This is a genomic window from Sphingomonas aracearum, from assembly GCF_003345355.1.
Classification (GTDB): Bacteria; Pseudomonadota; Alphaproteobacteria; order Sphingomonadales; family Sphingomonadaceae; genus Sphingomonas; species Sphingomonas aracearum.
In genome coordinates this window covers 430,818-457,107 of the sequence record NZ_QQNB01000003.1, presented here as the reverse complement: position 1 = coordinate 457,107, position 26,290 = coordinate 430,818, and the positions used below count along the sequence as shown (strand labels likewise).

At 69.5% G+C, this 26,290-nt stretch carries 21 protein-coding genes; 12 read left to right on the top strand and 9 right to left on the bottom strand.

The window, feature by feature from the left end:
• On the top strand, positions 1-978 hold the full coding sequence (egtD, locus tag DVW87_RS15230) for an L-histidine N(alpha)-methyltransferase (protein ID WP_114688654.1): 978 nt from the start codon (positions 1-3) through the stop codon (positions 976-978).
• Positions 975-1,316, top strand: a complete 342-nt coding sequence (locus DVW87_RS15225) for a hypothetical protein (RefSeq protein WP_114688653.1) — start codon at positions 975-977, stop codon at positions 1,314-1,316. Before egtD ends, DVW87_RS15225 begins: the two co-directional genes overlap by 4 nt.
• Positions 1,317-1,513: 197 nt before the next feature.
• Here the strand turns inward: DVW87_RS15225 and DVW87_RS15220 are convergent, their stop codons facing one another.
• From DVW87_RS15220 to DVW87_RS15210, 3 genes are read right to left on the bottom strand one after another with little or no spacing between them, the layout of a single operon-like run.
• Entirely contained in the window at positions 1,514-3,091 is a 1,578-nt protein-coding gene (locus DVW87_RS15220) for an efflux transporter outer membrane subunit (protein ID WP_181814853.1), read from the bottom strand.
• Positions 3,088-4,662: a DHA2 family efflux MFS transporter permease subunit gene (locus DVW87_RS15215; protein ID WP_114688652.1), complete on the bottom strand. Its 1,575-nt coding sequence runs from the start codon at positions 4,660-4,662 to the stop codon at positions 3,088-3,090. The genes DVW87_RS15220 and DVW87_RS15215 overlap by 4 nt, the downstream gene beginning before the upstream one ends.
• Before the next feature lie 10 nt (positions 4,663-4,672).
• Positions 4,673-5,857, bottom strand: a complete 1,185-nt coding sequence (locus DVW87_RS15210) for an HlyD family secretion protein (RefSeq protein ID WP_239017938.1) — start codon at positions 5,855-5,857, stop codon at positions 4,673-4,675.
• A gap of 178 nt (positions 5,858-6,035) precedes the next feature.
• On the opposite strand from DVW87_RS15210, the gene DVW87_RS15205 reads away from it, so the two are divergent.
• The 5 genes from DVW87_RS15205 to map all read left to right on the top strand — a co-directional run bounded on the left by DVW87_RS15205 (position 6,036) and on the right by map (position 9,659).
• Entirely contained in the window at positions 6,036-6,905 is an 870-nt protein-coding gene (locus tag DVW87_RS15205; protein WP_114688650.1) for a 3-hydroxybutyryl-CoA dehydrogenase, read from the top strand.
• 166 nt (positions 6,906-7,071) lie between these two features.
• The gene (purE, locus tag DVW87_RS15200) at positions 7,072-7,548 is read left to right on the top strand and encodes a 5-(carboxyamino)imidazole ribonucleotide mutase (RefSeq protein WP_114688649.1); all 477 of its coding nucleotides are present in this window, start codon (positions 7,072-7,074) and stop codon (positions 7,546-7,548) included.
• A complete protein-coding gene (locus tag DVW87_RS15195; RefSeq protein ID WP_114688648.1) occupies positions 7,545-8,615 on the top strand; it encodes a 5-(carboxyamino)imidazole ribonucleotide synthase in 1,071 nt (356 codons plus the stop codon). Before purE ends, DVW87_RS15195 begins: the two co-directional genes overlap by 4 nt.
• A gap of 65 nt (positions 8,616-8,680) precedes the next feature.
• On the top strand, positions 8,681-8,890 hold the full coding sequence (locus tag DVW87_RS15190; RefSeq protein ID WP_114688647.1) for a ParD-like family protein: 210 nt from the start codon (positions 8,681-8,683) through the stop codon (positions 8,888-8,890).
• A gap of 1 nt (position 8,891) precedes the next feature.
• On the top strand, positions 8,892-9,659 hold the full coding sequence (gene map / locus DVW87_RS15185) for a type I methionyl aminopeptidase (RefSeq protein ID WP_114688646.1): 768 nt from the start codon (positions 8,892-8,894) through the stop codon (positions 9,657-9,659).
• Between the two features lie 318 nt (positions 9,660-9,977).
• On the opposite strand, the gene DVW87_RS15180 is transcribed toward map, so the two are convergent.
• Together DVW87_RS15180 and DVW87_RS15175 are read right to left on the bottom strand one after the other, a co-directional pair.
• Positions 9,978-10,274 (bottom strand): hypothetical protein, encoded by a 297-nt coding sequence (locus DVW87_RS15180; protein WP_114688645.1) that lies wholly within the window; start codon positions 10,272-10,274, stop codon positions 9,978-9,980.
• An 18-nt stretch (positions 10,275-10,292) separates the two neighbouring features.
• The gene (locus DVW87_RS15175; protein ID WP_114688644.1) at positions 10,293-13,106 is read right to left on the bottom strand and encodes a M16 family metallopeptidase; all 2,814 of its coding nucleotides are present in this window, start codon (positions 13,104-13,106) and stop codon (positions 10,293-10,295) included.
• Between the two features lie 137 nt (positions 13,107-13,243).
• Between DVW87_RS15175 and clpB the strand changes: the two genes are divergently transcribed.
• Entirely contained in the window at positions 13,244-15,823 is a 2,580-nt protein-coding gene (gene clpB / locus DVW87_RS15170; RefSeq protein WP_114688643.1) for an ATP-dependent chaperone ClpB, read from the top strand.
• Positions 15,824-15,897: 74 nt separating this feature from the next.
• On the opposite strand, the gene DVW87_RS15165 is transcribed toward clpB, so the two are convergent.
• The 4 genes from DVW87_RS15165 to DVW87_RS15150 all read right to left on the bottom strand — a co-directional run bounded on the left by DVW87_RS15165 (position 15,898) and on the right by DVW87_RS15150 (position 21,522).
• The gene (locus tag DVW87_RS15165; RefSeq protein ID WP_181814852.1) at positions 15,898-19,029 is read right to left on the bottom strand and encodes a TonB-dependent receptor; all 3,132 of its coding nucleotides are present in this window, start codon (positions 19,027-19,029) and stop codon (positions 15,898-15,900) included.
• A 263-nt stretch (positions 19,030-19,292) separates the two neighbouring features.
• Positions 19,293-20,210, bottom strand: a complete 918-nt coding sequence (locus tag DVW87_RS15160; RefSeq protein WP_114688641.1) for a M23 family metallopeptidase — start codon at positions 20,208-20,210, stop codon at positions 19,293-19,295.
• Positions 20,210-20,410, bottom strand: coding sequence for a DUF2093 domain-containing protein (locus tag DVW87_RS15155; RefSeq protein WP_114688640.1), 201 nt, complete (start codon positions 20,408-20,410; stop codon positions 20,210-20,212). The genes DVW87_RS15160 and DVW87_RS15155 overlap by 1 nt, the downstream gene beginning before the upstream one ends.
• A 65-nt stretch (positions 20,411-20,475) precedes the next feature.
• Complete coding sequence (locus DVW87_RS15150) at positions 20,476-21,522, bottom strand: DUF2332 domain-containing protein (RefSeq protein ID WP_114688639.1); 1,047 nt, start codon at positions 21,520-21,522, stop codon at positions 20,476-20,478.
• Positions 21,523-21,585: 63 nt separating this feature from the next.
• Between DVW87_RS15150 and hisG the strand changes: the two genes are divergently transcribed.
• The 4 genes from hisG to thiL all read left to right on the top strand — a co-directional run bounded on the left by hisG (position 21,586) and on the right by thiL (position 26,192).
• Positions 21,586-22,248: an ATP phosphoribosyltransferase gene (gene hisG, locus DVW87_RS15145; protein ID WP_114688638.1), complete on the top strand. Its 663-nt coding sequence runs from the start codon at positions 21,586-21,588 to the stop codon at positions 22,246-22,248.
• 142 nt (positions 22,249-22,390) lie between these two features.
• Positions 22,391-23,683 (top strand): histidinol dehydrogenase, encoded by a 1,293-nt coding sequence (gene hisD, locus DVW87_RS15140; protein WP_114688637.1) that lies wholly within the window; start codon positions 22,391-22,393, stop codon positions 23,681-23,683.
• 69 nt (positions 23,684-23,752) lie between these two features.
• Positions 23,753-24,211: a transcription antitermination factor NusB gene (nusB, locus tag DVW87_RS15135; RefSeq protein ID WP_114688636.1), complete on the top strand. Its 459-nt coding sequence runs from the start codon at positions 23,753-23,755 to the stop codon at positions 24,209-24,211.
• Between the two features lie 1,099 nt (positions 24,212-25,310).
• Positions 25,311-26,192, top strand: a complete 882-nt coding sequence (thiL, locus tag DVW87_RS15130; RefSeq protein ID WP_114688635.1) for a thiamine-phosphate kinase — start codon at positions 25,311-25,313, stop codon at positions 26,190-26,192.
• The last annotated feature ends 98 nt before the right edge of the window (positions 26,193-26,290 follow it).

The window sequence follows — 26,290 nt, the reverse complement described above, 5'->3', positions numbered from 1 at the left end:
ATGCTCAAGCCCGAGATCGAGGACGGAGAAGCCAGCCTCGCCGACCCGCAGTTCCGCGCCGACGTGCTGGACGGGCTTTCCCGCCGGCCGCGCGCGATCCCGGCGCGCTGGTTCTACGATCGGCGCGGCTCCGAGCTGTTCGAGGCGATCACCGACCTGCCCGAATATTACCCCACCCGCACCGAAACCGCGCTCCTGCGCGAGATCTGCCCGGCGCTCGGCGACATGATCGGGCGGGGGCGTGCCGTGGTCGAGTTCGGCTCCGGCTCGTCCACCAAGACGCCGGTCCTGCTCGGCTGCATCGAGCCGGCCGCCTATGTGCCGATCGACATTTCCGGCGACTTCCTGCGCCAGTCCTCGGCCGCCCTGGCCGCGCGCTTTCCCGGCCTGCCGGTGCATCCGGTGGAGGCCGATTTCCTCAAGCCCGTCGCACTTCCCGCCGAGGTGCGCACCCTGCCCAAGCTCGGCTTCTTTCCCGGCTCCACCATCGGCAACATGGCGCCGGAAGGGGCCGTCGACCTGCTGCGCGCGATGAAGCGCTGGCTGGGCGACGGCGCGACCCTGCTGATCGGCATGGACTGCATCAAGGACCCGTCCGTCCTCGTTCCCGCCTATGACGATGCCGCCGGGGTCACCGCCGCGTTCAACCTCAACCTGCTCGAGCGGATCAACCGCGAGCTGGACGGCACGATCCCGCCGGCGGCCTTCCGCCACAAGGCCCTGTGGAACGACGAGCGCGCACGCATCGAGATGCATCTGGAAGCGGTGGAGGACGTCTCCTTCACCGTCGACGGGCGCCGCTTCACGATGGCCGCGGGGGAGACCCTCCACACCGAGAACAGCCACAAATATGGCGACCGCGACGCGCGCCTGCTGCTGGCGGCGGGCGGCTGGACCCCGCGGCGGCGATGGACGGACGCCGAGGGCCGGTTCGCCCTGTTCCTCGCCGAGGCGCTGCCGGCAGAGGTCGCGCCATGATCGCGCTCCTCACCTTCCTTCTCGTGCAGCAGAGCGGCCAGATCTCGCCGCCGCCGCAGAATTCGGCCATGCGCGCCGGCTCGGGCGCGGTGCAGCCGCAGATCAGCACCGGCGCCCAGAGGCAGAACCAAGGTCAGGGCCAGAACCAAGGCCAGAGCCAGAGCCAGAACGGCACCGCCACCAACCAGATGACGCTGACGGGCAGCAGCGACCAGTCGAGCGGCATGTCGAGCCAGCAAGGGGGCGGCTCCAGCCAGTCCGGCGAGCAATCCGTCCGCTACGACGATACCGGCCTGAGGCAACAAGGCGGCCAAGGGGGCACCCAACAGAACCGCTGACGCGACCGTCAGGCCCGGCTTGACCCGGGACCTTTGAGGAAGGTTCGTCGGCTACCCCGCGAAAGTCGTCACCCCGGACTGGTTCCGGGGTCCACCGCGCCGCAAGACGCAAGGCTGCTGCGTGTTCGGCGCCGTGGATGCCGGAACCAGTCGGGCATGACGGGTGGGCGAGGAAACGCGCCCTCCCCCGAACCCCCTCACCTCTTCGGCGCCGTATACGCCCCGGCCGCCGCGCCGGCCCTGGGCGCGGTGTCCAGCGGCAGGTCCTCCCACCCGCCGCCCAGCGCCTTGTGGAGCGATACCAGCGCGCGCCGCAAATTGCCCTCGCTCTGCGCCAGCTGGTCCTCGCCCGACAGCACCGACTTGCGCGCGGCCAGCACGTCGCCAAAGTCGGTCAGGCCGGTGCGCCAGCGCGCCTCCACCGCGCCCACGCTGCGCCGCGCATCGGCGAGCCCGGCGGCGAGCTGCGCCTGCCGCTCCTGCTCGGTGCGCACGCGGATCAGCGCGTCCTCCACGTCGCGCAGCGCGATCAGCACGGTGCGGCGATACTGCGCATAGGCCTCGTCCGCCTGCGCCCGACGCTCCGCCACCGCGCCCGAACGCCGGCCGAAGTCGAGGATCGGGAAGGTCGCGGCCGCATTGCCGGTCAGCTGCAGGCTGTCGCCGGTGAACAGGTTCGACAGCGCGGTGGAAAGGAACTGCGCCATGCCCGTCAGGCTGAAGCGGGGATAGAGGTCGGCCACCGACACGCCGATGTCCGCCGTCGCCGCGGCGAGGTTGCGCTCCGCGGCGCGAATGTCCGGCCGGCGGCGCAGCAGCTCGCTCGGCAGGCCCGGCGGCACCGCGGGCGGCAGGCCGAGCGACGGGCGCGGGCGCGCCAGTTCGGCGATCAACGAGTCCGGCGTTTCCCCGGTGAGCACCGCGATGGCGTGCATCTGCGCCTTGCCCTCCGCCACGATCGGCCCGATCGCCGCCTGCGCGCTGGCCAGCTCGGCGCGCTGGCGGATCGTGTCGCCCTCCGCGATCAGCCCCGCGCGGCTGGTGTTGGCGGCGATCGCGAGATTGCGCTCCTGCCGCGCGAGTTCGTTGCGCGCCACCGCCTCGCGCTGCTGCAGCGTGCGCAGCTGGAGATAGGCGTCCGCCACCTCGGCGATCAGCGACAGCTGCGCGTCGCGCGCGTTCCAGACGGCGGCGGCGGTTCGCGCGCGGCTGCCCTCCACCTGGCGCGCCACGCCGCCGAACAGGTCGATCTCCCAGCTGGCGTCGAAGCCGGCCGAATAGGTCTGGATGGCGCCGCCCGGCGCCGCCACGCCGCCGCCGCTCCCGCCCGACCCCGAGCCGCTCCCGCCCGAGCTGCCACCGCTCGCCCCCCCGCCCGACGCGCCCCCGCCCGAACCGCCGCCGAACAGGCTGGCGAGCGAGGAGAAGCCCGCATTCTTGCTGAACCGCTGGTAATTGGTCCCCGCCTGCGCGTTGACCTGCGGGTAATAAGCCGATCGCGCTTCCCGCTCCTGCGCGCGGGCCTGCGCGATGCGCGCCACGGCGGCGTCGAGGTCCGGGCTCTGGCGCAGCGCCAGCTCGATCAGCCGGTCGAGCTCCGGGTCTGCATAGGCCCGCCACCAGCCGTTGAGCCCGGGGGCCGGCTGCGCGCCGGTGGTCGCCTCGCCAAAGGCCGGCGGCGTGAGGACGGCCGGCGCGCGGTACGCCGGGCCGACGGTGCAGCCCGCCAGCGCGGCGGCAGCCAGCAGGGAGAGCAGGGGCACCATCCGCTTCATGCCGCCGCCTCCCCGCCGCCCTTGCCCTGCTTAAGAAGGAAGCCCAGCGGCGTGACGATCAGCACGAAGATCATGAACCCCCAGAAGATATCGATGTACGACAGCACCTGCGCCTGTTGCTGCACCTGTTGCATCAGCGCCGCCAGCGTGCCCGTCTGCCCGGCCTCCCCGCCCAGCGTCTGCGACAGCTGGTTCACGCCTTCCACATAGGAAGGGTTGAGCGGGTTCAGCCCCTCCACGATCCGGTCCTGGTGATATTGCGCCCGCGCGATCAGCAGCGCCTGCGCCACGCCGATGCCGAAGCTGCCGCCCAGGTTGCGGGCGACGTTGAGCAGCGCGGAGGCATCGTTGGTCTGGTTCGGCTTCAGCCCGACATAGGCGGCCGAGTTGATCGGCACGAACAGGAACGGCAGGCCCACCGCGGAGATCAGGCGCGCCATGGAGGCCGCGCCATAGGTGAAGTCGCTGTTCAGCGCCGTCAGATACCATAACGATCCCGCCTGCGTGAGCATCGCGGGCACCAGCAGGAAGCGCGTGTCCACCTTGCCCGTCAACGCGCCGACCACCGGCATCGCCACCAGGGTCGCGATGCCCCCGGTCGTCAGCGCCAGCCCGGCGGTGGTCGCGTCATAATCGAACACCTGTTGCAGCAGCTGCGGGATCAGCGTGGTCGTGCCGAACAGCACGGCGCCCGTGGCGGTCATGAAGACGAGGGTGATGGCGAAGTTGCGGTTGCCGAGCAGCTTCAGGTTCACGATCGGGTCCTTGCGCGACAGCTCCCACCAGACGAGCATCGCCAGCGACAGCACCACGGTGATGGCGAGGACCAGGATGAACGGGCTTTCCAGCCACGCCTCCCGCTCGCCGCGATCCAGCACCAGTTCCAGTCCGCCCAGCCCCAGCGCGACGAGCGCGAAGCCGACATAATCCACCTTCAGCCCGCCCTTCAGCCGCTTGGCGCGCTCCTTCTCCAGCACTTTCGGCTCGACCACGAAGGTGTTGACCAGCAGCAGCGAGGCGATGCCGATGGGCACGTTGATGAGGAAGATCCAGTGCCAGGAGATGTTGTCGGTGATGATGCCGCCCAGGGTCGGCCCCAGCACCGGGCCGACGACGACGACGACGCCGTACGCCGCGAACGCCGCCCCGCGCTTTTCCGGCGGGAAGGTGTCGGCAAGGAAACTCTGTTCGGACGGCGCCAGCCCGCCGCCGCCGATCCCCTGCAGCACGCGCGCCGCGATCAGCAGCGGCAGGCTGGGCGCGAAGCCGCAGGCCAGCGACGACAGCGTGAACAGCGCCACCGAGATCATGTAATAGCGCTTGCGCCCGATCACGTCGGACAGCCAGCCGCTGATCGGGATCACGATCGCGTTGGAAACGAGATAGCTCGTCAGCACCCAGGTCGCCTCGTCGCGGCTCGCGGCCAGCCCGCCGGCGATATGATCGAGGCTGACATTGGCGATGGAGGTGTCCAGCACCTCCATGAACGTCGCCAGGCTGATGACGCCGACGATCAGCCACGGATTGCGGCTCCCCGCCGCGGACCGCTCGTTGGTCCAGCCGGAGCTCATGTCCGCATGCTCAGGGCCGCACGGTGACGCGCGGCACCACCGACATGCCCGGCCCGATCGCATAGCGTTGCCAGGCATTGGTATCGAAGCGGATGCGCACGGGCACGCGCTGCACCACCTTCACGTAATTGCCGGTCGCATTCTGCGGCGGCAGCAGCGCGAAGGCCTGCCCCGCGCCGCGCTGGATCGATTCCACATGGCCGGGAAAGCGGACGCTCGGAAAGGCGTCGATGGTGATCTCGGCATGCTGGCCGGCGCGCATCAGGGCAAGCTGCGTTTCCTTGAAATTGGCGGTGACCCACAGATCGTCCGGCACGATCGCCATCAATTGCTGCCCGGGCGCCACATAGCTGCCCTGGTTGACCTGGCGGTTGACCACCTGCCCGCTGATCGGCGCGCGAATGACGAGGTGGCCGACCGTCACCTCCGCCTGGGCCAGCCGCGCTTCCGCCGCCTTGCGCTGCGCCTGCGCCGCCTCGACCTGCTTCTGCGCGGTCAGCACGTCGGCACGCGCGGAGGACACCTGTTGCCGGCTGGCGCGGACCTGCGCGGTGGCACTTTGCGCCTGCGCGCGCGCCTGGTCGATCTGGGTCGGCGCGGCCGCCAGCGGGTCCAGCCGGCGCAGATCGGCATAGCGGGCGTAATCGCCCTGCGCGCGCGACGCCTCGGCCAGCGGCACCGCCGCATTGGCCAGCGCCTGGCGCACCGCCGCGCGCGCCGCCAGCACGCGCGCCTCCGCCTGCCGGATCTGCGCATCGGCCTCCGCGATCCCCGCCTGCGCCTCCGCGCGCGTCGCCTGCGGGCCGTTCGGCTCGATGATCGCCAGAAGCGTCCCGGCGGCGACATGGCGATTGTCCGCCGGCGTCACGCGGATCAGCTGGCCTTGCGTCTGCGCGGCGATGCGCACGATATGCGCGTCGATAAAGGCGTCGTCGGTGGACTGGTATTTGCGGGCATGCAGCCAGTAGAGCACGCCGCCGACGATCAGCACGGCGGCCACCACGCCCACCACGATCCAGAAGACCGGCCGCTTGTAGAGCGGGGGCTTGCCGTCGTCCCCGTCTTCTTCGTCGGAGCCGTCATCCGACTGCCCGTCCCTGGACGTGTCGGTGTCCGTGCCGGACGGGCTGTCCTCGTTCCCTTCATCCTCCTCGTCGCGCTGGTCGTCGGGCTGCTTGTCCGCCTTGTCGCTCACCCTCGGCCCCCTTGCGCGTGCCTTGGCGGCAACGATTCGACAGATAAGTGTAACATCTGCTCCAGCGCCGAACGCCGCGTCCGATGGTTCGATCCCGCCGCGTAACGAAAAGCTGCGCTTGGCGATGCGCCCCCGCTCCGGCTAAGGCGCGGCCGACAACGGAGGCGAGGAGCGGAACATGAACACGGTCGGCGTGATCGGGGCGGGACAGATGGGCGCGGGCATCGCGCAGGTCTCGGCGCAGGCGGGCTTTCGCGTGCTGCTGTCCGACGTGTCGGAGGAGCGCGCCGCCGCCGGCAAGGCGGGCATCGCCAGGCAGCTCGACCGGCTCGTCACCAAGGAAAAGATCACCGCCGACGCCCGCGACGCCACCCTCGCCAATATCGAGCCGGTCGGCGATATCGCCGCGATGGCGCCCTGCGGCCTCGTGATCGAGGCGGCGACCGAGCGCGAGGAGATCAAGCGCGCGATCTTCGGCACTGTCGGCAAGGTGCTGGGCGCGGACGCGATCCTTGCCTCCAACACCTCGTCCATCCCCATCACCCGCCTTGCCCAGGCCGCGCCGGACCCCGCGCGCTTCGTCGGCGTGCACTTCTTCAATCCGGTGCCCGTCATGGGCCTGATCGAGCTGATCCGCGGCCTTGCCACCTCCGACGCGACCGTCGCCGCGGTGGAGGCCTATGCCCGGAAGCTCGGCAAGCGCGTCGTCCATGCCAACGACGCGCCCGGCTTCATCGTCAACCGCGTGCTGATGCCGATGCTCAACGAGGCGTGCTTCGCGCTCGGCGAGGGCGTGGCCACGATCCCGGACATCGACGCCGCGATCCAGCTCGGCCTCAACCACCCGATGGGCCCGTTCACGCTCGCCGACTTCATCGGGCTGGACACCTGCCTGGAGATCACGCGCGTGCTGTTCCACGGCACCGGCGACCCCAAGTTCCGCCCCGCGCCGCTGCTGGTCAAATATGTCGAGGCCGGCTGGTATGGCCGCAAGACCGGCCGCGGCTTTTACGATTATTCGGGCGAGGAGCCCGTGCCCACGCGGTGAGGAAATGTTCCCCGGCGAAGGCCGGGGTCCAGTTGGGAAGGCGGTTGCGATGATGCGCGCCGCCCATCAAAACCGTTCTCGCACTTGGGCCCCGGCCTCCGCCGGGGAACGGGAGAGTAGCGCTAACACCGTTGCCTCCCCTCGTCCACCTCGCTAACCGCGGGAAATGGCGCAGGTCGGCATCATCATGGGCTCCACCTCCGATTGGGAGACGATGCGGCACGCCGCCGAGACGCTGGACGCGCTCGGCGTGCCGCACGAAACGCGCGTCGTCTCCGCCCACCGCACGCCCCACCGCATGGTCGACTATGCGGAAAACGCCGCCGGGCGCGGCATCCGGGTGATCGTCGCCGGCGCGGGCGGCGCGGCGCACCTGCCGGGCATGGTCGCCGCCTGCACCCACCTGCCGGTGCTCGGCGTGCCGGTGGAAAGCGCGGCGCTGAAGGGCATGGATAGCCTGCTGTCGATCGTGCAGATGCCCGGCGGCGTGCCCGTCGGCACGCTGGCTATCGGCAAGGCGGGCGCGAAGAATGCGGGACTCCTCGCCGCGCAGATCCTCGCCACGTGCGACGCGCTGCTCGCCGAGCGGATCAAGGCCTGGCGCGCCGACCAGACCGCGAGCGTGCCCGAGAACCCGGCGTGAGGACGCTTCCTCCCGGCTCCACCATCGGCATCCTGGGCGGCGGGCAGCTCGGCCGCATGCTCGCCTCCGCCGCCGCCGAGCTCGGCTATCATACGCACATCCTCGCCCCCGACGCCGAAAGCGTCGCGGCGCAGACCGCCTCCAGCTTCACCCGCGCCGACTATCACAGCCGCATCGTGCTCGACGAAATGGCCGCGCGCTGCGACGTGGTCACCTACGAGTTCGAGAACATCGCGCTCGAACCCGTCACCTATCTGGCGGGCAAGGTGCCGGTGCACCCCGCCCCCCGCGCGCTGGAGATCGCGCAGGACCGGGCCAACGAAAAGGCGTTCGTGGGCGGGCTCGGCGGCCGCACCGCGCCCTGGGCCAAGGTGACGAGCCTGGCCGAGCTGGAAGCCGCGCTCGCCACGGTCGGCGCACCGGCGATCCTCAAGACGCTGCGGCTCGGCTATGACGGCAAGGGCCAGGTGCGGCTCCGCTCCGCCGACGAGGCCGCCGCGGCGTGGGAAGCGATCGGCGGACGCCCGGCGATCCTCGAGGGTTTCGTCACCTTCACCCACGAGTTCAGCATCCTGCTCGCGCGCCGCCCCGATGGCGCCAGCGCCAGCTACCCCCCGCCCTGGAACGAGCACGAGGATGGCATCCTCGCCCGCTCGTCCCTGCCCGCCCCCGCCGAGATCGCCAGCCAGTGGACCGAGGCCGCCGCGCTTGCCGGCCGCATCGCCGAGGCGCTCGAATATGCCGGCGTGCTCGCCTGCGAGTTCTTCGCCACCGCGGACGGCCCGGTGTTCAACGAAATGGCGCCCCGCGTGCACAATTCCGGCCATTGGACGATCGAAGGGGCGACCTGCTCGCAGTTCGAGAACCATGTCCGCGCGATCTGCGGCCTGCCGCTGGGCGAGACGAGCCTGACGGGCGCCGCGGTGGAGATGCGGAACCTGATCGGCGACGAGGCCGATCGCTGGGCCGATCTGCTGGCCGAGCCGGGCACGCACCTCCACCTCTACGGCAAGGGCGAGGCGCGCCCCGGCCGCAAGATGGGCCACGTTACCCGCGTTTCGCGCTGATCCTTTGACGGCGGGCACTACGATCCGTATACGGATCGTATAGTCACCCGCTGCAAGGAACCGCCATGGGCATCGTGAAGATCGACGACATGCTGCACGAGCACGTGCGCCGCGCCAGCACGGTGATGTGCCGCTCGATCAACGCCCAGGCCGAGTTCTGGATGAAGATCGGCATGCTGGCGGAGGCGAACCCCGCCCTTTCCTTCACCGACATCGTCCGCGACCAGCTCGCCGCAATGCCCGCGCCCACTCCCGCCGACGCCGTCGCCGCCTGACATGGTGAAGACCCCCGACGAGATCGCGCTGATGCGCATTTCCGGCCGGCTGCTCGCGTCCGTGTTCGAGATGCTCGACGCACAGGAGATGGCGGGCCTGTCCACGCTGGCGATCAACGACCTGGTCGAGCGCTTCATCACGCACGACCTCGCCGCGCGCCCCGCCAGCAAGGGGCAGTACGACTTCCAGTTCGTCCTCAACTCCTCGCGCAACAACGTCGTCTGCCACGGCGTGCCGAGCGCGGACGAGATCGTGGGGGACGGCGACATCCTCAATCTAGACATCACGCTGGAGAAGAACGGCTTCATCGCCGATTCCAGCAAGACCTATGTGGTCGGCGACGTTCCGCCCGCCACGCGCCGCCTCGTCCGCGTGGCGCAGGAAGCGATGTGGGCCGGCATCCGCCAGGTCCGCCCCGGCGCGACGCTCGGTGATGTCGGCTCCGCCATCGATCGCCATGCCAAGCGGCACGGCTATTCCGTTGTGCGCGAATATTGCGGCCACGGCATCGGCCGCGAGATGCACGAGGAGCCCTCGGTGCTCAATTTCGGCAAGCCCGGCACCGGCCAGCGCCTGCGCGAAGGCATGGTGTTCACCGTCGAGCCGATGATCAACCAGGGCACCCGCCGCACGGTGACCGAGGACGATGGCTGGACGGTGGTGACCGGCGACGGGAAACTCTCCGCCCAGTTCGAGCACACCGTTGCGGTGACCGCCACCGGCGTCGAGGTGCTCACCCTGCGCAAGGACGAGCGCGCCCCGTCCTGAGCGCAACCTTGTTCCCCGGCGGAGACCGTGACCTTCGCCAGACGCGGCCGCCCAGGACACATCGTCACCCCGGACCTGTTCCGGAGTCCACCGATCCGCAAGAGCAACGATCGCCGTTCCTGCCGAGCCGTGGATGCCGGAACAGGTCCGGCATGACGGGATTTGCGAAGGCGGGCGCCCGGTTGCGGAACGATGAGGGCGAAACGCAGCGCTCCTCGCGGCCGCCTTCCGGCTGAACCCCCGCCGCCGCCGGGGAACAGGAAAACGCCGCCGCGAGGTCTCCCCCGCGACGGCGCATCTTCAACTCAGGCGTAGGTGTTACGCGCGCGAGCCGGTCAGCGGAAAGCTGCCGAACGCGCCGGCGCCGACATTGCCCGTCACCTGGTCGCCCTCGGCGGTGACCGAGAAATCGAGCGTCAGCGGCATCGGCACGGTGATCGCCTGCTGGAAGGTGATCGTGTCGCCGTCCGCCTTGCCGGAAATGTCGCTGGATCCCATCGGACCGGACATGTTGCCGGTGAAGGTGTCGCCGGAGGTCTGCACCGTCAGCGTCGACTTCTGGTCGCCCATGGGCGACTTCACCGTCACGTCCCAGCTGCCGTCGATATTCGCCATGTTACGCTCTCCGTTCCATCAGTTCGCGCCCGCCACGGACGCGGCGGGGATGACCTCAACCGGCAGCCCCAGGCTGTCAAGCTGGGGGCGGACGGTCTTGGCGTCGCCGACAACAACCCAGAACAGCTTGTTCGGGTCCAAGGCCTTGCGTGCCGCAGCGTCAAGTTCGGCCTTCGTCATCGCCCGATATTTTTGCGCCAGCGTCGCATAATAATCGTCCGGGCGGCGATACAGGTCGTTGGTCTGCATCGCCTGCAGCACCGCGGACGAGGTTTCGAAGTCGCCGGGCAGCGAGCGGGTCGCCTCCGCGATGGTCTGCTGAAACTCGGCATCGGTGATCGGCCTGGTGGAGGTGAACGCCTGCATGTCGCTGCGCAGCGCGGCCACCGACTCGCCCGTGCGGTTCGCCTGCACCGGCGCGCTGATGACATAGGGAGCCGCGCCCGCCGACCGCTGGAAGATGCCGTACACGCCGTAGGACCAGTGCTTGTCCTCGCGCAGGTCCATGTTGAGGCGCCCGGTGAAGCTGCCGCCCAGCGCATCGTTGGCGGTGTTGACGGCAAGCAGCTCGTCGCTGCCGTTCAGCCCCGTCGGCAGGCCGCCCAGGATCACCGACTGCGGCGAATCCGGCCGGTCGATCAGCACGATCTTCGCCGCGCTGGGTGTCGAGGCCGCATTTGCCGCCTTCACGCCCGCCGCACCCGTGCCGCGCCAGTCGCCGAAGCTCCTGTCCAGCGCCGCCTTCACTTCGGCCAGCGGACGGTCGGAGACGACGAAGATCTTCGCCTTTTCCGGCCGCAGCCAGGCCTGGCTCCAGCCGACGAGATCGTCGCGGGTCAGCGCCGCCACCGCCTTGGGATCGCCGCTGCCGAACGACTTCGCATACGGATTGCCCGCTCCGTACAGCATCTTCGGCAGCACGCGCGCGCCCAGCGCCGAGGGGTTGGTCAGCTCCTGCCCGATCCGCGCCAGCTGCACGTTCTTCACCCGCGCGACCTCCGCCGGGGCGAAGGCCGGATGCCGGGTCACGTCGGCCAGCAGGTCGAAGGCGGGCTGCACATTGGGGCTGGGCGCGGCGATCGACACGAACGTCCGGTCGAGGCTCGCGCCCGTGCCCAAAGTCGCGCCGAGCCGCTCGGTCGCCTCGGCGATCTGCACCGAGTTCTTGCTGGTGGTGCCTTCCTGCAGCATCGACAGCGTCAACTGCTGCGTGCCGAGCTTGTTCGGCACGTCGGCCGCCACGCCCGCATCGAAGCTCACCACCGCGCGGGTGAGCGGCACGGCGCTGCGCTGCGCATAGACCAGCTCGATGCCGTTCGACAATTTCGTGCGCTGCACCGCGGGGAAGCTGAGCGGCGCGGCGGCGCCGATGCCCGGAATGGGGCCGCGGGTGTTCTTGGGCGCGGGCTCCGGCGCCGGGGCGACGGTGGCGGCCTTGGGCACCTGCGCCTCCTCATAGGCGGCGCGCGCGCCGGGCACCGTGGTCAGCGTATAGGCCGGGCGCGTCAGCCACCTGGTGGCGGCCGCCTTCACGCTTGCCGGCGTCTCGCCCGCCAGCGTGGTCAGCTCCTTCTTGTAGTGCGCCGGATCGTTCTCGTAGAGCGCGCCTTCGGCCAGCGTCACCGCCTTGCCGCCGAACCCGCCGACCGACTCAAGACCGGAGATCCGTCCGCTCACCGAGCGCGCGACATAACGCTGCACCTCGTCCGCGGTCGGCCCGGTGCGCAGGAAGTCGGCGACGATCGCATCCAGCCGCTTCAGCGCCGCCGCCGGATCGACGCCCTGGCGCACGTTCATCTCCACCGAGAACAGGCCGAGCTGCGCAAAAGTCGAATTGCTGGCATCCACGCTGGAGGCGAGCTTCTCCTCGCGCACCAAGGCGGTCTTCAGCCGCGAGCTGGACAGGCCGCCCAGCACGCCCGCCGCCACGTCCAGCGCCACGGCGTCGTCGGAAGACAGGCCGGGCACCACCCAGCTGCGCTCGATGCGCACTTCGGCGACGCGGTCGTTGATCGTCTCGTTCACCGCGGCCGGCAGCGTCGGCACCGGCGCGGTGACGCGCGGGCTCTTCGCGCCCGCCTGGATCGCGCCGAAATACTTCTCCACCAGCGGGCGTGCCTGGGCGGCGTCTATGTCGCCGGCCAGCACCAGCACCGCGTTGTTGGGGCCATAATGGTCGACGAACCAGCCCTTCACCGTCGCCAGGCTGGCGGCGTCCAGATCGGCCATCGAGCCGATCGTGTCGTGGCCATAAGGATGCCCGGCGGGGAACAGCGCGTCGAGCTGATGGTAGCTCGACAGGCCGTAGGGCTGGTTGTCGCCCTGCCGCTTCTCGTTCTGCACCACGCCACGCTGTTCATCCAGCACGGCCTGCGTGATCGCCCCGGTCAGGTGCCCCATCCGGTCGGATTCGAGAAACAGGGTGCGGTCCAGCGCCGACACCGGCACCGTCTCGAAATAGTTGGTGCGGTCGAAATAAGTGGTGCCGTTCATGTCGGTGGCGCCCACTTCCTTCATCGGCCCGAAGAAGTCGCCCGGCGCGTTCTCGCTGCCGTTGAACATGAGGTGCTCGAACAAGTGCGCGAAGCCGGTCTTGCCCTTGGGCTCGTGCTTGGAGCCGACATCGTACCACACGCTGACCGCCACCACCGGCGCCTTGCGATCGGTGTGCACGATCACGCGCAAGCCGTTCTTCAGCGTGAACTCCTGGTAGGGGATGTCGACGCTCTTCGCGAGCGTGGCGGGCGCGACCTGCGCCTGCGCCGGAACGGCGAGCGCACACAACAGAAGCGCACAGGGGGAGACACTGGCAAGAACGGCAAATTTCTTCATGCGGGAAACCTTGCTCGAGAGAACCGTATCGCCGAACTATAGCACCCGCTTTCCGGTGCACAATCGTTTCGCCGGGCCACTCTTGTGTTGCGTAAATATCACGCCATCTTCGTGCGCAAGGACCGCAGGGGAACCACATGAACATCGAAAAATTCACCGACCGCGCCAAGGGCTTCCTCCAGTCCGCGCAGACGGTCGCCATTCGCATGAACCACCAGCAGATCGCCCCCGAGCATCTGCTGAAGGCGCTGCTGGAGGACGAGCAGGGCATGGCCGCCGGGCTGATCCAGTCCGCCGGCGGCGACCCGCGCCGGGCGGTGAGCGAGACGGATCTCGCCCTCTCGAAGCTGCCCGCGGTGACCGGTTCCGGTGCGCAGACCACGCCCGGCCTCAACAACGATGCCGTGCGCGTGCTCGACGCGGCCGAGCAGATCGCGAGCAAGGCGGGCGACAGCTACGTCACCGTGGAGCGGCTGCTGGTCGCGCTCGCCCTGTCGCTCAATACGGCGGCGGGCAAGGCGCTGCAGGCCGCGGGTGCGACGCCGGAAAAGCTCAACGCCGCGATCAACGCCCTGCGCGGCGGCCGCACCGCCGACACCGCCGGCGCGGAGGACCGTTACGACGCGCTGAAGAAGTTCGCCCGCGACCTCACGCAAGCCGCGCGCGACGGCAAGCTCGATCCCGTCATCGGCCGCGACGAGGAAATCCGCCGCACCATCCAGATCCTCGCGCGCCGCACCAAGAACAATCCCGTCCTGATCGGCGAGCCCGGCGTCGGCAAGACCGCCATTGCCGAGGGGCTCGCGCTGCGCATCGCCAATGGCGACGTGCCGGACACGCTCAAGGACCGCAAGCTCATGGCGCTCGACATGGGCAGCCTGATCGCCGGCGCGAAATATCGCGGCGAGTTCGAGGAGCGGCTGAAGGGCGTGCTGGACGAGGTGAAGGGCGCCGAGGGCCAGATCATCCTGTTCATCGACGAGATGCACACGCTGGTCGGCGCCGGCAAGTCCGAAGGCGCGATGGACGCCGGCAACCTGCTGAAGCCCGCCCTTGCCCGCGGCGAGCTGCACTGCGTCGGCGCGACCACGCTCGACGAATATCGCAAATATGTCGAGAAGGACCCCGCGCTCCAGCGGCGCTTCCAGCCGGTCTATGCCGACGAGCCGACCGTGCCGGACACCATTTCCATCCTGCGCGGGTTGAAGGAGAAGTACGAGCTGCACCACGGCGTGCGCATCACCGATGCCGCGATCGTCGCCTCGGCCACGCTGTCCAACCGCTACATCACCGATCGCTTCCTGCCGGACAAGGCGATCGACCTGATGGACGAGGCCGCCAGCCGCATCCGCATGGAGGTGGAGTCCAAGCCCGAGGAGATCGAGACGCTCGACCGCCGCATCATCCAGCTCAAGATCGAACGCGAGGCGCTGAAGCGCGAAAGCGACGAGGCCTCGCGCGACCGGCTCGCCACGCTGGAGGAGGAACTCGCCAATCTCGAGCAGCAGTCCGCCGAACTCACGCAGCGCTGGCAGGCGGAAAAGGACAAGATTGCCGGCGAGGCGAAGATCAAGGAACAGCTCGACGCCGCGCGGCTGGAGCTGGAGCAGGCGCAGCGCGCCGGCGACCTCGCCAAGGCCGGCGAGCTCTCCTACGGCACCATTCCCGCGCTCACCCGGCAGCTGGAGGAAGCGCAGGGCTCGACCAAGGGCGCGATGCTGCGCGAGGAAGTGACCGCGGACGACATCGCTGGCGTGGTCAGCCGCTGGACCGGCATTCCGGTGGATCGGATGCTGGAAGGCGAGCGCGAGAAGCTCCTGCACATGGAGGAGGCGATCGGCCGCCGCGTGATCGGGCAGAAGGAGGCGGTGCGCGCCGTCTCCACCGCGGTGCGCCGCGCGCGCGCCGGCTTGCAGGACTCGAACCGGCCGCTCGGCTCGTTCCTGTTCCTCGGCCCCACCGGCGTCGGCAAGACCGAGCTGACCAAGGCGCTGGCCGAGTTCCTGTTCGACGACGCCTCCGCCCTGCTGCGCATCGACATGAGCGAGTTCATGGAAAAGCACGCCGTCGCCCGGCTGATCGGCGCGCCTCCCGGCTATGTCGGCTATGAGGAAGGCGGCGTGCTCACCGAGGCGGTGCGGCGCCGGCCCTACCAAGTCGTGCTGTTCGACGAGGTGGAGAAGGCGCATGGCGACGTGTTCAACGTGCTCCTCCAGGTGCTCGACGACGGCCGCCTGACCGATGGCCAGGGCCGAACCGTGGACTTCTCAAACACGCTCATCATCCTCACCTCGAACCTTGGCTCGCAGTTCCTGACGACGCTGGGCGACGGCGAGGACGTGGCCACGGTGGAGCCGCAGGTGATGGACGTGGTGCGCGCGCACTTCCGGCCGGAGTTCCTGAACCGGCTGGACGAGATCATCCTGTTCCACCGCCTGGGCCAGTCGGAGATGGCGCCGATCGTCGACATCCAGGTTGCGCGCCTGGGCAAGCTGCTGGCCGATCGCAAGATCACGGTGGAGCTAACCGACGCCGCCCGCGCCTGGCTGGGCCGGGTCGGCTACGATCCGGTCTATGGCGCACGTCCCCTGAAGCGCGCGGTGCAGCGCTACCTGCAAGACCCGCTCGCCGACCTGATCCTGCGCGGCGAGGTGAAGGACGGCACAAGCGTGCGGGTCGACGAAGGCGACGGCGCGCTGGCGCTCCGCGTCAACTGACGCATCCGCCGAGGGCAAAAAGAAAGGGGCCGGTCGCGAGACCGGCCCCTTCCTGTTTGCAGTCTGTTGCTCGCTTAGAAGTCGAGCGACATGCCGAAGCGGACGTAGCGCGGCGACTGATAGCCGGTGACCCGACCATAGTTCCGGAGCGAGCCTGCCAGCGTGCCGTCGTCGCCAGTCTCGTTGTAGTCGAGCTCGGACTTGGTGTTGAACACGTTGAACACGTCGGCGCGCAGCGTCAGGCCGTTCAGCCCCTCAATCGGAACGCGGAACTGGACGCTGACGTCGAGCTGCTTGAGCCAGTCGCTCTGGAACGCGTTACCGCGGCCGACGAGTACCGGAGCCGTCTGGCCCGGGTTCTGCAGCGTCGGCGTCGACCCCGCGACCAGCGGCAAGCCCGTGGCGAGGGGATTCGAGCAATACCAGGACGCCGCCGAGGTGATCGCCGCGCGACCATCGGCATACGGGTAGGTACCGATGCAGCCGAACTTGCGGGGCGACTGCACCACGCCGTTGAAGCCGAGCAGCAGGTTCTCGAACGGCTTGTACGATCCATACAGCTTCAGAGTGTGACGCCGATGGTTCGGCAGGAGGCCGTACGAACCGTCCATCCAGCCCGGCTCGTCGAAGTCCTGCGTCAGTCCGGTATCGTCCTGACCGTTGTCCGACTTCACGCCGCCTTCGTAGTTACCCTTCGAAAGGCCCAGCACGTAGGAGCCGTTCAGACCCCACTTGCCGTCGAACTCACGCTCGAACTTGAACTCCATCGCCTTGTAGATACGCTCGGCCTTCGGGAAGCCCAGGTACTGCGAAGGAATGGTGATCGTCGAGAGCGTGCCCGAGTTGGTCAGGTCGGCATTCACGATCAGGTCGCTGCCCGGGTTGATCAGCACGTAACCGCCGCTGCCGATCACCGCGCCGCCCACCGACGGATTGACCTGGCCGACAAGCGCACCGGACGTCCCGAGAGCACCGGTCGGTGCGCGAGTTGCGTTGCAGCCCGGGAGGTTCTGCGTACGGCAGAACGCCGTGACGCTATAGCGGGTGTCCACGTCCTCCAGCACCGCACCCAGCTTGCGATAGATACCGTTCACGGTAACCTTCATGCGCGATCCGACGCGCCGCTCGATGCCCAGCAGGAACTCGTCGAGATACTGCGGCTTAAGATTCTGGCTGACGAGCGTCTGCGGATCCACGTTGTTCGAGTCCGAGAGCACGTTCTGGCCACCGAGCTGGGTGAGCAGGGTCGGGTTCGCCAGGGGGCCGCTGAAGGTATAGTAACGCTCCAGGAACGACTCGTTACCGGCCATGCGGATGTTCGTGTTGGCAGCCACCGGCAGGTAATAGCGGCCATAGAAGCCGTTCAGACGGGTCGAACGGTCGCCGAACAGATCGTAGGAGAAGCCAACACGCGGCGCAAACTGGTTGTCCAGCTTGGTGAACGTATCACCCGACGCGTTGAGGTTCTCGAACTTGTCGTAGCGCACGCCCAGGTTCAGGTTCAGGCGGGGCGTGATGTCCCAGGAATCTTGGATGTAGAAGGCGGTGTTCTTCGATTCGAACGTGCCACCCGAGTCATAGGTGCGGACGCGGACATAGTCGGTGTTTCCGGCCACCGCAGTGGCGTTCACCAACGCGCCTGCCGCAGGCGTGCGGGCGTAACGATAGTAAAAGCCGCCCGAATAGACGGTGTTGGCTTCCGCGGTCAGCTTCTCATAGTCGCCGCCGAACCGCACGCGGTGCTGCCCGAGCAGGCTGAACGTCAGATCGACATCGACGCGATAGTTGTTGCGGCTGTCGCGGCCGTTCTCGATCTGGCCATTCGGATTGCCGGCAACGTAAAAAGCCGTGCCGGAGCGCGCGTCCACCGTGTACGGGATCGCGTCGTCGGTACCGATCGAGCTCTGGTTGTACTTCGACTTGCCGTACAGCGCCGAGATCGTCAGCCAGTCGGTGAACGCACCGGTGTAGCGGAAGATGTAGTTGTCGCCGCCAGCGAAGTTACGGACGCGCGCCGGGTTCGCGTTGGCCGCGGCACCCACGGTGTACTGCGAAACCAGATTGTCCGAGCTGTCGCTGAAATAGGTCGCTTCCAGGCGATGGCCGTCGAACAGGTTCAGGTCCAGCTTGCCGCCGAAGAACGGATTGTTCTGGTTCTGCTCGGAGATGCTGGTGTTGCTGAAGCCGTTGGACACGGTGCCAGCCGTGTTGAACGTCTCCGCCTGGGCCACGTCCTTCTGGTAGAAGTCGCGCGGGTTGAAGAAAGCGAAGAAGAACAGGCGATCCTTGATGATCGGACCCGACGCCCAGATGTTGCCTTCGATCCGCTCGCGTGCGTCAAGCGAGTTGTTGGCCGAGTAGGTGTTCGGCACGTCGCTGCGCAGCGCGTTCGGCTCCCAGTACAGGTTGATGCCGCCATGGAACTCGTTGGTGCCCGAGCGGGACACGGCGATCACGGCACCGCCGGTGTTGCGGCCGAATTCGGCCTGGTAACCGCCGGTCTTCACCTGCACCGAATCGTAGAACTCGAACGGGATGGTCGTGCCGCCAACACCCGTGCGGAAGTTCGTCACGTTCATGCCGTTGATGTAGTAGATGTTCTCGGCAACCGACGAACCGCCGAGCGAGACGCCGCCGAACGCGCTGTCGCCGGAGGTCGCCTGCGGGGCGAGCAGCTGGATCGCGGTGATGTTGCGCGCGACCGGCAGCGTGCGGGCGGTTTCCTGCACGTTGAACACCTGGCCCGTGGCGGTGCCGGAGAAGTCCAGCGTACGCTCCGGAACGGCCGTCACGACGATGTCGCCGCCGGCGCCTGCTTCCACGGCCGCGATGGTCAGGTTGTACGATGCGCCGCCCAGTTCGGAAGTGAGGCCCTCCGTGCGGGTGGTCTGGAAGTTCGGCGCCGAAACCGTGGCGTTGTACGGGCCGATCGGCAGCTGCGGCACGGTAAAGGTGCCATTGGAGCTGCTGGTGGTGGTGCGCTGAAAGCCACGACCGGTCGATTCAAGGACGATGGTGGCGCCGGGAACCGGCTGGCCGTTGACATCGCGCACGACGCCACTGATCGACCCGGCAGTGGTGTCCTGTGCGGCCGCCGGCGCGGCGAACGCGGCGGCGCCCATCACGCCCGCGCCGAGCAGCGCCAGCGCCTGAAGCGCCGAACCGCCGCGCAACGCCTTGCGCGCGAAAGAAGTGGAATTGCTCACTGAAATACCCCTCGCTTGCCCGTTTCCGGTCCGCTGTTGCGGATCCGATCCGGGGTGCCTCGTCCTTGCGCGCCGCACAACGCGGTCCCGCACGAACATGGACGCAAGGTGGCGGGGAAGGCCGGGCGGTGTAAAGCCGGCATTCATCTGCGAGACAGGTTTCTTGGCATCTGTATCTAAAAAGCCACAGAGCTGTCCTTGAACCGCAATGAACCGCCTCTAGGTCGCACAGATTTTTTGCAGTTGCGAACAGTTGTGCCTGTTTACTGGGCAGACGGCATCGGCCCGGCCACCAGCAGCGGGTCGATACGCGCTTCCTGCCACCGCAGCCCCCAGTGGAGGTGCGGCCCCGTCGCCCGGCCGGTCGCCCCGACCTCGCCGATCACTTCTCCCTGGCGGACATGCTCGCCGGCCGCGACGTGGAGGCGCGACAGGTGCATGAAGGCGCTGCTCAGCCCCATGCCATGGTCCAGCATCAGCAGGTTGCCTTCCAGGGTGAAGGGCCGGTCCGTCGCCAGCGTCACCACTCCGTCGGCCGGCGCCAGCACCGGCGTGCCGGTCGGCCGGGCAATGTCGATCCCGGAATGGTAGCTGCCTTGCTCGCCGTCGCGATAGATGCGCTGGGAGCCGAACAGGGTGGAGATGCGGCCCGTCGCCGGCCATTGGAACCGCTGGCGCCAGCCTTGCGCATCGGTGTGCATCGCGCGGGCAGCGGCGATCTGCTGCAGCTCGATCGGCCGCAACTCGGCAAAGCGCGCCGGCGGCACCGGATATTTGCGCAAGCTGGCCAGGTGCGAGATGTCCCACGCGCGCGGCGCCACCGCCACCGTGTCGCGCACCACCTGCCCGGCGGCGGTCGTCGCTGCCAGCGCGGCGATGGGCCCATGGTCGCGATCCAGCCCGACCAGGAAGCGACCGTTCTCCGCCAGCGGCACGGGCACACCGTCCACCGTGACGCCCGCCGCCCCTTCAGGCGCGGTGCCGATCAGCAGCCCGCCCTGCATCCGGACGCCGGCATAGCGGAAGACCGGCGGCGCGGCGACGGGCGGGGCCGGTGGCGGCGCGGCCGGCACGACCCGCGCGGGAACCGATGCCGATCGCACCGGCGGCGGCGCGGGCTCCGCGCAGCTGCCGGCAAGAACCAGCGTCGCCAGTCCCAGCGTCCAGCGGCCCACGCGCATTATGCCTCGCGCAGTTGCTCGGTGGCGATCTGCGCGCTGGCATAGGCCTCCTGCCGGGCCACGCTCCAGTAGCGCAGGTCCTCCAGGGCGATGCGCGCGCCGCTGACCGCGCAGGTCACGTGATCGCCCGGCGTCAGCACGCGGAAACCGTTGGCCATGTAGTGCAGCCGGGCGGGGCGGTCGGTGTTGGACATCAGCATGCGGCAATATGTATGGGTTGGCGGCGTCCCGGCGCAAGTCGCTGCCCGCCCCGTTACCCTGCCCGTTACCCCGCCCGCCCCGCGATCCAGGCGCCATGGGCCTGCGCATCCGCCACCGTCACCTGCTCGGCATGGCCCGGCCAGCTCGCCACCAGCACATGCTGCTGCGCCGTTTGCCGGTCCGGCTCCATGCGCACCCAGGCGAGCGGGCGCACCGGCGCGGCGACGGCGGCGGCGCCGGCCATGGCCGCCTGCACCCGGTGCTGCGTCGCGTCCGGCAGATATTGCCAGACCACCGAATGCATCAGCACGCGGGTGACCCCGGCCTCCTGCGGCTCGGCCAGCCGCGCGTCCAGCCAGTCCGCCGCATCCGCCCGGTCGAGCGCCACCCCGTGCTCGCGCAGCAGGGCGATGGCGGTGCGCAGCCGCTCCAGCCGCTCCGGATTGTCCGCCCAGACATAGGCCGCGAGTCGCGCCGCCACCTCCGGGTCGGTGGCATCGAGCGGCTGGATGTCGCACCCGCGCACCGATCGGAAGGCGACCGGCACCGCCGGCGGCGGGCTGCCCCGCCATTCGGGCCGGATCAGGAGCGGCGCGTCCGCACTGCCGACGGCAACCCCGCCCAGGTCGAAGCGGAACCGGTCGAGGAGCAGGTTGAGCCCCGCGCTGGAGCCGATCTCCAGCACCTCCAGCCGCGGCCCGTGCCGCCGCGCGACATGGAGCAGCCCGGTCATCAGCGCGGCGGAGCGACCCGGCTCGTTGGTCTGCGGCGGTCCGTCCAGCCACGGCAGCAACGCCGCGTCCTGCGCCACCAGCACGCGGCGGAGAACGGGCTCGATCCCGCCCGCATCGCCCGCCCCGGCAAAGACACGCGCCAGCGCCTCGTCCGCCCCGGCCAGCGCCAGCGCATGCAGCCCGCCGACCAGCCGCAACGGCAGCGCGCCCCGCGTCGGCTCCCCCGCCCAGTCGAGCACCCGCGCGCCGGTGCGACTTTCGCGGGTCACCGCCGCCGCCAGCGCGCCCGCGATCCGCGCGGTGATCGGCGCGCCCATCGTCTCGCAATAGTGCTGCTGGATGCGGAACGCCTCGCGATTCTCCGCCTCACTGCCCATCGCCTGCCTCCTTTGCCGTGCTTGCATTGCACCCGCGGGAGGGCGCGCGTAAAGCCGGCCCCCGTGTCCGATCCGCTCATCATCGCCGTGCCCAAGGGCCGTATCCTGGCCGAGGCCGCGCCCCTGCTCGCCGCCGCCGGGATCGAGCCGGAAGCCGCCTTCACCGACGAAGGCAGCCGCGCGCTGCGCTTCGCCACCTCGAACCCCGGCATTGATCTCATCCGCGTGCGCGCGTTCGATGTCGCGACCTTCGTGGCACACGGCGCGGCGCATCTCGGCATCGTCGGCTCGGACGTGCTGGCGGAGTTCGATTATTCGGAGCTGTACGCGCCGGTGGACCTCGGCATCGGCCATTGCCGCATCTCGGTCGCCGAGCCCGCCGCCATGGCCGAGCATGACGATCCGCGCGGCTGGAGCCATGTGCGCATCGCCACCAAATACCCGCACACCACCCAGGCCTATTTCGCCGCGCGCGGCGTGCAGGCGGAATGCGTGAAGCTGAACGGCGCGATGGAGCTTGCCCCCACGCTCGGCCTGGCGCCGCGCATCGTCGATCTCGTCTCGTCGGGCCGCACGCTCAAGGAGAACGGGCTGGTCGAGGTGGCGGTGATCGCCGAGGTGACGAGCCGCCTCGTCGTGAACCGCGCGGCGTTCAAGACCCGGCCCGAGCTCATGCCGCTGGTGGAGGCGTTCCGCCGCGCGGTGGACGCAAAGGTGGCGGCGTGAGCGCCACACTGCTCCCCTCCCTGGAAGGGAGAGGCTGGGGGTCGGTGCTGTGTCGTGATACGGATGCGTCACGCCCTGCTCTTCAGTCCCGCCCGGACCTGACCCACCCCCAACCCCTCCCTTGCACGGAGGGGAGGAACATATGATCCGACTTTCCACCACCGAACCCGGCTTCGACGCCGCCTTCACCCGCCTCGTCAACGCGCGGCGCGAGGCGGACGGCGACGTCGCGCGCGACGTGCGCACCATTGTCGCCGCCGTCCGCGACGAGGGCGACGCCGCGCTCCACGCCTTCACCAAGAAGTTCGATCGCCACGACCTGAACGAGACCGGCTGGCGGATCGAGCCGGCCGACTGCCTGCTCGCCTATCAGGCGCTCGCGCCCGAGCTGCGGAGCGCACTCGAACTCGCCGCCGAGCGGATCGCGGCCTACCACACCGGGCAGATCCCGCAGGACACCGACACCACCGACTCGGCCGGCGCCCGGCTCGGCGCGCGCTGGCTGCCGGTGGATGCGGCCGGCATCTACGTGCCCGGCGGCCGCGCGGCCTACCCCTCCTCCGTCCTCATGAACGCGCTGCCGGCCAAGGCGGCGGGGGTGGAGCGGCTGGTGATGGTGACGCCCACGCCCGACGGCGAGGTCAACCCGCTGGTGCTCGCCGCCGCGCATCTTGCCGGGGTGGACGAGGTGTGGCGCGTCGGCGGCGCACAGGCGGTGGCCGCGCTCGCCTACGGCACGGGGCGCATCCAGCCGGTGGACGTGGTCACCGGCCCGGGCAACGCCTGGGTCGCGGAGGCCAAGCGCCAGCTGTACGGCGTGGTCGGCATCGACATGGTCGCCGGCCCGTCCGAGATCGTGGTGGTGGCGGACGGTGCCAACGACGCGGCCGTGATCGCCGCCGATCTCCTGTCGCAATCCGAGCACGACCCCACCAGCCAGTCGATCCTGTTCACCGACGATGCGGTGTTCGCCGATGCCGTGGCGCAGGCGGTGGAGCTGGAGATCGGCCGCCTTGCCACCGCCCGCGTCGCGCGCGAGAGCTGGGACGCGAACGGCGCGATCGTCGTGGTGGACAGCCTGGACGCGGCGATGCCGCTGGTGAACCGGCTGGCCCCCGAACATCTCGAGCTTGCCTGCGAGATGGCGGACGCGCACCGCCTGTTCGATTTCGTCCGCCATGCCGGGTCCGTGTTCCTCGGCCGCCACACGCCGGAGGCGATCGGCGACTATGTGGCCGGGCCCAACCATGTCCTGCCCACCGGGCGGCGCGCGCGCTTCTCCTCGGGCCTGTCGGTGCTCGACTTCATGAAGCGCACGAGCTTTCTCGCCCTGGACGAAGGCGCGCTGGCGCAGCTCGGCCCCGCCGCGGTGGCGCTGGCGGAGGCGGAAGGCCTTCCCGCCCACGCCCGCTCGGTCGCGCTGCGCCTCCGCTGATCCTCCCCGCTCCGCCGGGGACGGGAGGACAGGTTTCCTCCCGCGCCCTCGTGCGGTAGAGGCCGCCGAATGTCCGAGAAACCCGCATCCCGATCCAAGGCCCGTTCGGCCGCACGGCTGGCCGCCGTGCAGGCGCTCTACCAGCATGAGATGGAAGGCACCGCCATTCCCTCGCTGCTGCACGAATTCCACCAGCATCGCCTCGGCGCCACGATCGAGGACGCCGAATATGCCGAAGCGGATGTCGACTTCTTCAACGACCTGGTGCGCGGCGCCACCGCGCGCCGCGACGAGATCGACGCCGCGATCAAGGAGAAGCTCTCCGCCAACTGGTCGCTGGAGCGGCTCGACCGTTCCATGCGCGCGATCCTGCGCGCGGGCACGTTCGAGCTCCTCGCGCGGCCCGACGTGCCGATCGCGGCGGTGATCACCGAATATGTCGACGTCGCTCACGCCTTTTTCGACAAGCGCGAGGCCGGCTTCGTCAACGGCCTGCTCGACGCCATCGGCAAGCAGGCGCGCGGCTGAACGGCGCCGGGCAAGGTTTCAGGCGGAGGCGCGGAGGTTCTGTTCACGCGAAGACGCGAAGCCGCGGAGAGAAGAGGGGAGTCGACGCGCAAAGCGCGTCAGTAATCCCGTAGACGGCCACCCGCTCTCCTCGATCGCGCCCTCCTCCGCGCCTCCGCGCCTCCGCGTGAACCACCCTTCTTCTGCCCTTCTCTTCGCGTCTTCGCGTCTTCGCGAGAACCAACCCTCCCTGTTCCCCGGCGAAGGCCGGGGCCCAGTTGCGAAGGCCGGAGTTGCAGCGCGGCGAACCCCAACCCCTCGCCCCCAACTGGACCCCGGCCTCCGCCGGGGAACAAGAAGCTTGACATCACGAACCCATCTGGCTACACGCCGCAGCAGTTCAGAACCGCGGTAAGGGCCTGCGGCGGGGTTGGACGAAAGCAGCCGGTGGTGGTGCCGTCACAAGCACCATGCCCGGCGATCGACCGGCGCGGAGCCATCTGGGAACACAAGTCGGATGTCCGTTCATCAGGGTCGGGGAAGGTTTGAAGACGTCCGGAGGGACGGGCTGGCTAGGTGAGAGCAGCCAGACCATCCCTCCATGCCAGAGCCGGTGCGGCAGAGTACCGGGGGCGTCGCCGATACCCGGCAGACACAAGAAGTCTCGACGCTTCGTAGTTACAGCGAGTGTCTCAAAAGTCGTCGAGCCCCGGGTGCAAAACCGTGGCTAGGACGCGCCGGTCGATCCCTTTCCCCTCGTTCCCACGGGCCGCGTACACGCGCGCCCGCCGCACGTATCCTCCCCGCCCCGCGGGGAGGGGGACCAGCCGCAGGCTGGTGGAGGGGCGCCTCCTCAAGCGACCACCTTCCGCCCTTCCCGCTAAGGCGAGAATCCAAAGCCGCCACCGCCCGCCCCAACCGCACCGCCAGCCGATCTGGATCCCCGCCTCCGCGGGGATGACGTGTGTGAAGGCGGGCGCACTCCCTCCACCCGCCGCAGCGAAGTCGCTCTCCGACTGCGTGCCACGGCAGGCGCGCCGGACAGGCTGCGTCAGCCGAGGGCTTCGCTCCGCCCGCCGGCCCGTTGTGAGCGCCGCCCGGACCCCCTACACCCGCCCGCGTGACCGAAACCGAGTTCATCGCCGCGTTGCGCGCCTTGCCCCTGCATCCCGGCGCGCACGGGCTGCTCGACGATGCGGCCCTGCTCCGGGCAAGCGACGACACGCTGGTTCTCAGCACCGACACCATGGTCGAGCATGTCCATTTCGCCGCAAACCTGCCGCCCGCCGACATCGCCTGGCGGCTCCTCGCCGCGGCGCTGTCCGACCTTGCCGCCAAGGGCGCGCGGCCCGAGGGCGTCCTGCTCTCGATCACGCTCGCCGGGGACGAGGGAGACGCGGCGCTCGTCGGCGGGCTGGACGCGGCCCTGCGGCATTTCGGCTGCCCGCTGCTCGGCGGCGACACCGTGCGCCGCGCCGGGCCGGGCGCGCCGCGCGTCCATGGCTGCACCGCGATCGGGCGCGCGACGCACCTGCCGGTGCCGCTGCGCACCGGCGCGCGGGCGGGCGATGCGCTGTGGGTCACCGGCACGATCGGCGCCGCCTTGCTCGGCTTCGAGGTGCCGGAAACCGCGCCCAACGCCTATCGCCGGCCCGAGCCGCTGATCGCCCACGGGGTCGCCCTGGCGCCCCTCGTCCCGGCGATGATGGACGTGTCGGACGGGCTGCTGCTCGATGCCGCGCGCATGGCGGGGGCCAGCGGCCTTGCGGTCGCGATCGCGCTGGACAGCATCCCCGTGCCGCAGGCGTTGGCCGGCGAGGTGATCCGGGCCGCGACCTGGGGCGACGATTACCAGCTGCTGTTCGCGCTGGCCGCCGACGCCGCGCCGCCGGTGCCCGCCACCCGCATCGGCGCTTTCTCCGCGGGCACCGGCCTTTCGCTGACGCACGCCGGCCGCTCCGTTCCCCTGCCCGACCGGCTCGGCTACCTCCACGGCGGCTGAGCCGCTTGCGCCCTTGCCGCAGGCCGCATAGGCTTCCCCCACAACAAAGGCGGGCGGCACCCTGCCGACCCGGCCGATCTAGGTAGGGGAACGACAAG